9 protein-coding genes and 2 tRNA genes are annotated in these 8,879 nt (G+C 53.7%); 2 read left to right on the top strand and 9 right to left on the bottom strand.

The genetic code is table 11. From position 1 onward, the window contains the following. Positions 1-21 precede the first annotated feature (21 nt). Positions 22-98: transfer RNA gene (locus RGB73_RS00910), tRNA-Glu, on the bottom strand. Between the two features lie 15 nt (positions 99-113). Then, positions 114-206 (bottom strand) — tRNA-Ser (locus RGB73_RS00905). 632 nt (positions 207-838) lie between these two features. Here RGB73_RS00905 and RGB73_RS00900 point away from each other — a divergent pair. Then, positions 839-1,303, top strand: coding sequence for a GNAT family N-acetyltransferase (locus RGB73_RS00900; protein WP_310767915.1), 465 nt, complete (start codon positions 839-841; stop codon positions 1,301-1,303). 83 nt (positions 1,304-1,386) lie between these two features. Here RGB73_RS00900 and RGB73_RS00895 read toward each other — a convergent pair whose 3' ends face one another. From RGB73_RS00895 to RGB73_RS00865, 7 genes are all read right to left on the bottom strand, one after another. Continuing rightward, positions 1,387-2,151, bottom strand: a complete 765-nt coding sequence (locus RGB73_RS00895) for a type III pantothenate kinase (RefSeq protein WP_310767912.1) — start codon at positions 2,149-2,151, stop codon at positions 1,387-1,389. A 12-nt stretch (positions 2,152-2,163) separates the two neighbouring features. After that, positions 2,164-3,009 carry a carboxylating nicotinate-nucleotide diphosphorylase gene (nadC, locus tag RGB73_RS00890; RefSeq protein ID WP_310767908.1) on the bottom strand — a complete coding sequence of 282 codons (846 nt, stop codon included), beginning with the start codon at positions 3,007-3,009 and terminating at the stop codon, positions 2,164-2,166. After that, positions 2,999-4,621, bottom strand: a complete 1,623-nt coding sequence (gene nadB, locus RGB73_RS00885; protein WP_310767906.1) for an L-aspartate oxidase — start codon at positions 4,619-4,621, stop codon at positions 2,999-3,001. Before nadB ends, nadC begins: the two co-directional genes overlap by 11 nt. Before the next feature lie 223 nt (positions 4,622-4,844). Beyond that, the gene (locus RGB73_RS00880) at positions 4,845-5,276 is read right to left on the bottom strand and encodes a Fur family transcriptional regulator (protein ID WP_310767904.1); all 432 of its coding nucleotides are present in this window, start codon (positions 5,274-5,276) and stop codon (positions 4,845-4,847) included. Between the two features lie 38 nt (positions 5,277-5,314). Then, entirely contained in the window at positions 5,315-6,154 is an 840-nt protein-coding gene (locus tag RGB73_RS00875; protein WP_310767901.1) for a metal ABC transporter permease, read from the bottom strand. A 34-nt stretch (positions 6,155-6,188) separates the two neighbouring features. Further along, the gene (locus RGB73_RS00870) at positions 6,189-6,959 is read right to left on the bottom strand and encodes a metal ABC transporter ATP-binding protein (protein WP_310767898.1); all 771 of its coding nucleotides are present in this window, start codon (positions 6,957-6,959) and stop codon (positions 6,189-6,191) included. Positions 6,960-7,105: 146 nt separating this feature from the next. After that, positions 7,106-8,095 carry a metal ABC transporter substrate-binding protein gene (locus tag RGB73_RS00865; protein WP_310767895.1) on the bottom strand — a complete coding sequence of 330 codons (990 nt, stop codon included), beginning with the start codon at positions 8,093-8,095 and terminating at the stop codon, positions 7,106-7,108. Between the two features lie 272 nt (positions 8,096-8,367). Between RGB73_RS00865 and RGB73_RS00860 the strand changes: the two genes are divergently transcribed. Continuing rightward, positions 8,368-8,859, top strand: coding sequence for a PCYCGC motif-containing (lipo)protein (locus tag RGB73_RS00860; protein ID WP_310767892.1), 492 nt, complete (start codon positions 8,368-8,370; stop codon positions 8,857-8,859). The last annotated feature ends 20 nt before the right edge of the window (positions 8,860-8,879 follow it).

Genomic DNA, 8,879 nt, shown 5'->3' with positions numbered 1-8,879 from the left:
TTCACTTCGCTGGGTATTTTATGGTGACCCGTAGGGGATTCGAACCCCTGTATGACAGCGTGAAAGGCTGCTGTGTTAAACCGCTTCACCAACGGGCCATATGTAAGGTGTTATGGCGGATGGAGTGGGATTTGAACCCACGAGACGGTTCAACACCGCCTACACGATTTCCAATCGTGCTCCTTCGGCCGCTCGGACATCCATCCATGTATGATAAAGGATCGAAGCGATCCGTGTTGTTACCCTCACGGAATTACTATGTTATCAGATCTTCTTGTTTTTTGCAACCACTTTTTTGATCTTACTAAAAAAGTTCAATCAGATAACACATCGCTGTCAGACACAATAGCCATTGTATCTCCTGAATTCCCCTATGTCAACGGTAAACTTTGCTTTTTCTTGCTTTTTACTTTTCACGACCGATCCGGCCTGCGTTTATGATAACCCGAGAGAATCGAAAATAATCGACATCTCCTTGACTCCAGCCAACTTTCAGGCTTATTTTCCCTTCGCTTCGCATATGGACTAATGAGGAAAACTGCACGGTTTCCCAGCAGATAGGAGGGATCTTCGTTTTAGGAAGACAATAAAATGGCATGCTTTCCCTGAAGCAAACAACGGCCGTGGAAAACTTCAACAACAGCTCTTGCATAACGACGACACTGATAATCACGTGAAGCAAGTGACTGTGCGGTTCGGAGGCATTCGAGAAAACGGCAGGAAGCCCTTGATCACGAGCGGAAAATAAGGTAACAAGGCCCCCGCCTCCTGAGTTATTCCCGAAGGTGAGCCAATGGATAAGGGGGTACGATCCTATTTAGAAAGGATGCTGCGGGATATGACTTTGATTCGTCAGGCGACCATGCAGGACGCAAATGCCATCTGCCGAATTGACGCGATGGTGCTGGGGAATACCGGCAGAGCCCAAGAATTGCGCGAAGCCGTAGCAGCGGGACATTGCTACGTGGCTTCACTCGACGATGGAGCCGTAGTGGGCTTCGTCATTATGAACCAAAGCTTTTTCAAACAAAGCTACATCCCGTACCTGATCGTTCATCCTCACCACCAAAGCAAGGGAATCGGCCAGGATCTCATGCTGCATATGGAAGCCGTCTGTACCACCGAGAAGCTGTTCACCTCCACCAATCTTTCCAATAAACGGATGCTGCGGCTTTGCCAGAGGCTGCATTACGTTCAGAGCGGCATGATCGACAATCTTGACCCCGGCGACCCTGAAGTCTTCTATTGCAAGAAAATCCGCAAGCGTGCTAAGGCGATAGCGAGCCCGGTCCAAGCAATATAATGTTTCGCCACCGCTAGCCCGTACAAAAAAGCCGCATACTCTCAAGAGCTGCGGCTTTTATCTGTTTTGTCCCGGTACACATCCTACTGGTTCCGCTCGTAAATCAAGCGCAGCCCTTTGAGCGTCAAGTAAGGATCGACCACGTGAATACATTCCGTTTCATTCGCGACCAGAGGGGCCAGTCCTCCTGTCGCGACCACCTTGGGCTCGGTTCCGTACTCCGCCATCATGCGACGGACGATGCCCTCGACCTGCCCCACAAATCCGTAATAAATTCCCGACTGCATGGCGGCGATCGTATTGCGGCCGACGACACTCGCCGGCTTGGCTATCTCGATGCGCGGGAGCTTGGCTGCACGGCTGACCAAGGCCTCGGTAGAAATACCGATTCCCGGCGCAATGGCTCCGCCCCAATACTGTCCCCGCTCGTCCACATAACAAAAAGTCGTAGCCGTCCCGAAATCCACCACGATCAAAGGAGTTCCGTAATGATGGATAGCCGCTACGGCGTTTACGATCCGGTCCGATCCTACTTCCCGCGGGTACTCGTACTTGATATTCAGTCCTGTTTTGATCCCCGGGCCGACAACCAGCGGCTTTTGCCGGAAATACTTCTCGCACATCCGCTCAATGGTGAAGTTCAGAGGCGGAACGACCGATGAAAGGATCACGCCGCTCACCTGAGAAGGAAGCATACCCACACTTTGAAACAGATTCGTTGCCAGCATACCGTATTCATCCTCGGTCTTGTTCCGGTCCGTAGCCACCCGCCAATGGTGGCGCAGCTCGTCTCCGGCGTACAGGCCCATGACGATATTGGAATTGCCGATGTCCATTACCAGTAGCATGATGGTTGCTCCTTACCGCTTCCGCGTATTCAAATCCAGACTGATATCAAAAGCCTTCACCGAATGCGTCAGCGCCCCTACCGAAATGATGTCGACACCTGTCTTTGCAATCGCCCCGATCGTCTCCAGATTGACTCCACCGGAAGCCTCGACGACAGCGCGCCCGTCAATCAAACCCACAGCCTCGGCCATCTGCTCATTCGACATGTTGTCCAGCATGATGATATCGGCCCCTGCATCCAGAGCTTCCCGTACTTGTTCCAGGTTCTCGGCTTCCACTTCGATTGTCATGGTATGGGGAATGGCAGCCCGCGCCGCCGCTACCGCCTGAGCGATCCCGCCTGCACCCTTGATGTGGTTGTCCTTGATCATGACCGCATCGTACAAGGCAAACCGATGATTGTGGCCCCCTCCCACACGAACGGCGTACTTTTCCAGGAAACGCATGCCTGGGGTCGTCTTGCGTGTATCGACCACACGAGCCTTTGTTCCCGCCACTGCCTGGACGTACTCGTTCGTTTTGGTGGCGATTCCCGACAGCCGCTGCATCAGATTGAGCGCCAGACGCTCGCCGGAAAGGATCGAGCGTACCGCGCCGCTCACCTCGGCGATTTGCTGCCCCACTTCCACGCGTGCCCCTTCCTCTACCTTGGCCGTGAAGACCAGCTCGGGATCTACCGTCGCAAACACTTGCTCGGCGACTGACAAGCCAGCGATGATTCCTGCTTCCTTGGCGTACAGGATTCCAACTCCCTGCTCGCTTTCCGGAATCGTGCTCGTCGTCGTAACGTCTCCAAAGCCCAAGTCCTCGTGCAGCCATTCCTCTATTTTTCGCTGCAGCTCTCGTTTATTCCACATCGTTGTTGCCACTCTCCTCCTGGACGCCCGCACGAATGGACTGCACCAAGTGCTTGCGCCAAATTAAGTCGTCCTTGTCTGGAAAATCGTTGCGGTAATGCCCGCCACGGCTCTCTTCGCGAAGCAGCGCAGCCCTGGTCGTCAACACAGCTGCACTTACCAAATTGAGAAGTTCGAAATCTTCTCGTTCCACCGGCTCGTCCTCATACAGCTGCGCCATTCGCTCCAGCTCTTCCAACGCCTTGAGCAGCCCTTTTTCCTCCCGCTTCACGCTCACGTAGCGGAGCATGAGCTTTTGCAGTTTGATTCGCTGCTCCTTCGTTTGGGAAGCCCGGCGCCCGCTCCGCTCGAATGCCACACGAAGCGGCCTGACCTGTGGCAATGGCGGGAGCTCCTTGATCCGCCGGACGATCCGATGGCCGAACACCACCGCTTCCGACAACGAGTTGCTGGCGAGCCGATTCGCCCCATGAACGCCGGTACAAGAGGCCTCCCCGCAAGCGAACAGCCTTCGGGTAGACGTCTCCCCGTGCAAATCCGTCTCGACCCCTCCCATGATATAGTGGCAAGCCGGCGCTACCGGAATCCAGTCGGTCACCATATCCAAGCCGTACTGCAGGCAAAATTGATAAATGGTCGGAAACCGATGACGGATCAAATCGGGGGATTCATGCGTAATGTCCAGAAAAACGTGGGAGACGTTTGCCTTCTCCATCTCCGCAACGATCGCCCTCACCACGACATCCCGCGGAGCCAGCTCCTTTTGCGGATGATATTTGTCCATAAAGCGTTCGCCGTTTGTATTGCGCAAAACCGCTCCTTCGCCGCGCACCGCTTCCGAGATCAAAAATCGCGGCGCGCCCGGATAGTAGAGAGCGGTCGGGTGAAACTGGATGAACTCCACATCTTTGATTCGGGCTCCTGCCCGATACGCGATCCCGATACCGTCTGCGGTCGCAATCTCCGGGTTGGTCGTATACCGGTACAATTGCCCGGCGCCGCCTGTCGCAAGTACCGTCGCATCTGCTTCCAGGAAGAAGATCTCCCCGTCCGGCTTTCGGACAATCACTCCCACACATTCGTCGTCCTGTGTGACGACATCGATGGCGAAATGGTGCTCCAGCACGGTGATATTCGGCTGCTCCATGACGCGCGCAGATAAAGCCCGCACGATTTCCGCTCCGGTCGCATCGCCGTTCGCATGCAAAATCCGCCGCTTGCTGTGGGCGCCTTCCTGCGTGAGCGCATACTGCCCGTGCTCGTCCCGGTCAAACTCCGTACCGTAGGCAATCAGTTCTTTCAAACGGTCCGGCCCCTCGTTCACCAGCACTTCCACCGCGTCGTACGAACAAAGCCCGGCTCCCGCGATCAGCGTGTCCTGGCGATGCAGCGCAGGCGAATCGGACGTGGCCGTCACCGCGGCGATTCCTCCCTGTGCCCAGCGCGTATTGCTGTCGTCCAACCCCTTTTTGCTGATGAGCACGACGTCCGCATACTCACTCGCTTGCAGCGCCGTGTACAAGCCGGCGATACCGGCCCCGACGATCGCCACCTTCGTTTTCATCCGAGGCAAAGCGTGCAGATCAAAGTCGACGATATAGCGGGGAATCATCCTCGTTTCCCTTCTCTCCTTATGTTGTAAAAACGCTTTTTCTCCCTACAGAAAAAACCGATGATTTCCAACCCATTATAGCAAATTCGCTATAGGGCTACTAATAAGAAAACCTCTATCCAGATCTGCTAAGAATGGGGCGATGGCGAATGGAAAACGGGATGTTTTTGACTGAAAAAAAGAGCATCCGCCACTTCGCGGATGCTCTCGCTTTTCTTCTCATTCAATTGGAATGCTGATGCTCGACGCAGTCCTTGCATGTTCCATAGACTTCAAACTTGTGCCCAGTCACCTGGAAATCGTCGGGTACGACCGACATGATGTTCATGGGACAGCCCGGCAGCGATGAAGTCTTGCCGCACTCGGTGCAAATGACGTGGTGATGGTGGTGTCCGTCCGCAGAACAGGCCAGGCGGAACTTCCCTTCGCCATCCAGCTCGGTCTCTTCCAGGATCCCCAATTCTACAAAAGTGGAGAGATTGCGATAAACCGTATCAAAGCTGAGGGTCGGATAATGCTCCTTGATTCGCTCCATAATATCCTTCGCGGAAAGGTAACGCTTTTCTTCCGCGCAGATGCGAATCATCTCCTCCCGCTTGCCTGTGTATTTGAATCCGTGATCCTTCAATATTTGCAGCGCTTCTTCTACTCTCATCGGCAAACGCTCCTTCCTCTTGTCTTCACCTGGGCGACCTATCTCATGAGAGCCCGCAGCTTTTTCGCACCCAGTACCATGAGCAAAATCAAAACAGCCATCAACACAATTGTACCACCAGATGCCCAATCAAGTAGATAGGCAAAGTACAATCCGCCCAAAACAGATATTTCCGCAAACACGATCGAGAAGAAAATCGTCTGGCGAAAGCTGCCTGCAATCTGCAGGCTGGCTGCCACCGGCAGAGTGATCAGGGCGGAAATCAACAGCACCCCGACAATCCGCATGGACGCCGCGATGGTCAAAGCCACCAGCACCATGAACCACAAGTTGATGGTGCGCCGGGCCACGCCGGATACACGGGCGAATTCTTCGTCGAACGAGACGGCAAACAACTCCTTGTAAATCAGGAGCACAGTCCCCAATACCACAACAGCCACGCCGATGAGCGCGTACAAGTCTTCGATGGAAACCGTCACGATCTTCCCGAAAAGGTAGGAATACAAGTCCGTATTGAATCCGTCCGCCACGCTGACCAAGACCGTAAACAAACCCAGTCCGCTCGACAGGATGATCGGGATTGCTAAATCCTGATACGCTTTGTACACCTTGCGCAGCCGCTCGATGAACAGCGAACCGACAACGGCGAACACCATTCCGAAAAACAGCGGATTCACCGCCGAGAAAAAGGCGACCTTTTTGGAGACCAGCATGCCTGCCGCGACCCCGGAAAGCGTCACGTGGGACAGGCCGTCCGCCATCATCGACAAGCGCCGCACAATCAAAAAGGTCCCCAGTATGGGGCAAATCAACCCGATGATGATTCCTGAAAACAGGGTATACCTCAAAAAGTCATACTGCCACCAATCAGCCAGCATGTTCATACTCCTTCTTTATCCATGGATTCGCATCTCAATGATGGTGAGACAGCAGCTTTACCGAATCACCGTACATTTGCTGCAGGATTTGTTCATGATTGTGGGCAAACTCGTGGGCGGTACCGTGAAAATGGATGTTCTTTTGCACACAGGCCACCTTGTTTACCCATTGCGTCATGACTCCCACATCGTGGCTGACGATCATCATCGTAAGCCCATTCTCTTCTTTCAGGGAGCGGAGCAGGCTGTAAAACTGCTCGATCGACTCCTGGTCCACGCCGACTGTCGGTTCGTCCAAAATCAGCAGCTCCGGCTCTGCGACTAACGCTCTGGCAATGAAGACGCGCTGCAGCTGTCCCCCCGACAGGCTGCCAATCCGTTTATCCAGCTTTTCGATCAGCCCCACACGCTCCACTGCATCGCGGACTTTCTCGTGATGGCGGGCGTTCAGCCTGCGAAACAGGCCGACTTTCGCGACCAGGCCGGATGCGACCACTTCCCGTACCGTTGCCGGAAAACCGCCCGCACCGTGGGCCACCTGCTGAGCTACGTAGCCGATCCGGCTCCACTCGCGAAATTTGCCCAAGGGCTGCCCAAACAGCTCGACTGTCCCTCTCGTCGGCGTCAGCAAGCCGAGGATGAGCTTCATGAGCGTCGACTTTCCCGATCCGTTTGGCCCTACGATGCCGACGAAATCTCCCCGTTCCAAAGAGAATGCCACATGGTCGAGAACCACTTTTTCTTCGTATTGAAAGGATACATCCGTGAGCTTTACCACAGCTTCTCCTTGTGTCATCCGTTCCATAAAATCAATCATTCCTTAAATCGGATTTGTTCTGATTTGGCTTTCTTCATCCTACTACGATTTGAACATAACTACAAGTAGGCGGGTGCAAGCATCACTACGAAAAGTGCCGCTCCCAAAGGAAGCGACACCTTCATTATTCCCGTTTATTTCAAAGCCGCACGCAGCGTCTGCAAATTATCGCGCATGATGGACAAGTAGTCGCGGCCCGCTTTGACATCGTCCTCCGTCAGGCCCTCCAAAGGATTGAGTGTAGCTGTCTGAACGCCCGCCTCTTTGGCGATAACCTCTGCTACTTTTGGCGACACCAGCGTCTCGAACAAAACGTACGAAATTTGATGTTCTTTGACATGCTCGACCAATTCTTTCAATTTGGCGGGAGACGGCTCATCCGCCGGATTGATTCCGGAAATTGCTACCTGCTCCAGGCCGTAGCGATGAGCCAAGTAACCGAAGGCACTGTGCGACACCATGAATTCCTTCTTGCTGGTTTGGGCGACCATGTCCTTGAATTCTTTGTCCAGCTGGTCCAGATCGCCGGAGAGCTGTTGGAAATTCTTTTCGTAGTCGGCTGCATGGGATGCGTCCTTTTTCACCAATGCATCCTTGATCTTCGCTGCCTGCTCCTTCAGCATGGCAGGGTCTAGCCACACATGCGGGTCGTTTGGACCGTGTGCGTGTTCATGCTCGTGGTCGTGCTCCTCCGGCTTTTCGTCAGTGGCTGCTTCCGCTTCGTGGTCGTGCTCGTCTTCCGTTGCTTTCAGCAAATCCATTCCCTCAGTTGCATTTACAACTGCCGTCTTGTTCTTGTCGAGACTTTCGACCGCTTTGTCTACCCACAGCTCCAAACCGCTGCCATTGAAAGCGAAAATGTCGGCTTTGGACAGAGCGACCATATCTTTCGCAGTCGGCTCGTAGTCATGCGGCTCAACGCCGGGAGGAATGAGGTTGGTGACCTCCACATGATCCCCTCCGATTCGTTTCGCAGCGTACTCCAACGGATAGATGGTGGTGTATACGTGCGGTTTTTCTGCTCCGGCATCTCCGCTAGCCGGCGAAGCCGTTTCCTTCGTGCCACAGCCCGCGATCCCGATCGCGGTAACAATACTGAGTGCAGCCAACAGGCTCTTCTTCATCTTCGAATGTCAACTCCTACATAATTCATAATCATTCCGATTTACTCTTTCGTCGTTTTTCATTATACGGACAGTTGCCTAGAATGTAAATAGGATTTATTACGATTTAATAGGCATATTTTTGCAACCTTCGTCACCGCTTCATATTTTCTCCTCATTTTTCTGATAAGAAAAGGAGTAGCCCCCCTCCTCGTTTCTTCCGCTGCGTCCTGCAAATGGTTTGCGCTTAGAATTTCCTATACGTTACAATTACCGGGAGGAGGTTTGTCCAGATGAAACGGAAATCATGGTTCGCCATCAGTATGGTGGCCGCAGCCTTGCTCGTCGGTTGTGGCGCCAATGACCAAGCCGGACAGGAACACGCCAATCACGCACAGCACGCTCCCAACGGGGATTTGCAGGAGAAGACCGCTTCCGTGGATGTTCTGCCCCGTTTTCTCGAGAATCAGGACCCCGTCATCGTGCAGTCCTACAAAATTGCGGCTGCCAACCGCGACCTGCTGAAATCGATCCCTTGCTATTGCGGCTGCGGGGAAAGTGCTGGTCATCAGCACAACGGCAACTGCTTTATCAAAGAAGAGCTGCCCGATGGATCAATCGTCTGGGACGACCACGGCACTCGATGCGGTATCTGCATGGAAATCGCCGTCGTATCTTCCAAGCTGAAGCAGGCAGGAAAAACACCGACGGAAATTCGCAATTACATAGACAATGCCTATAAAGAAGGATACGGAAAACCAACACCGACTCCTATGCCTTCCTAAAGTCTCTGTCAGCACTTCAC

It is taken from the genome of Brevibacillus brevis (genome assembly GCF_031583145.1).
In the GTDB taxonomy this organism is placed as follows: domain Bacteria; phylum Bacillota; class Bacilli; order Brevibacillales; family Brevibacillaceae; genus Brevibacillus; species Brevibacillus brevis_E.
Note: the sequence above shows the minus strand (reverse complement) of the source record. Positions and strands in the feature narration are given on the sequence as shown.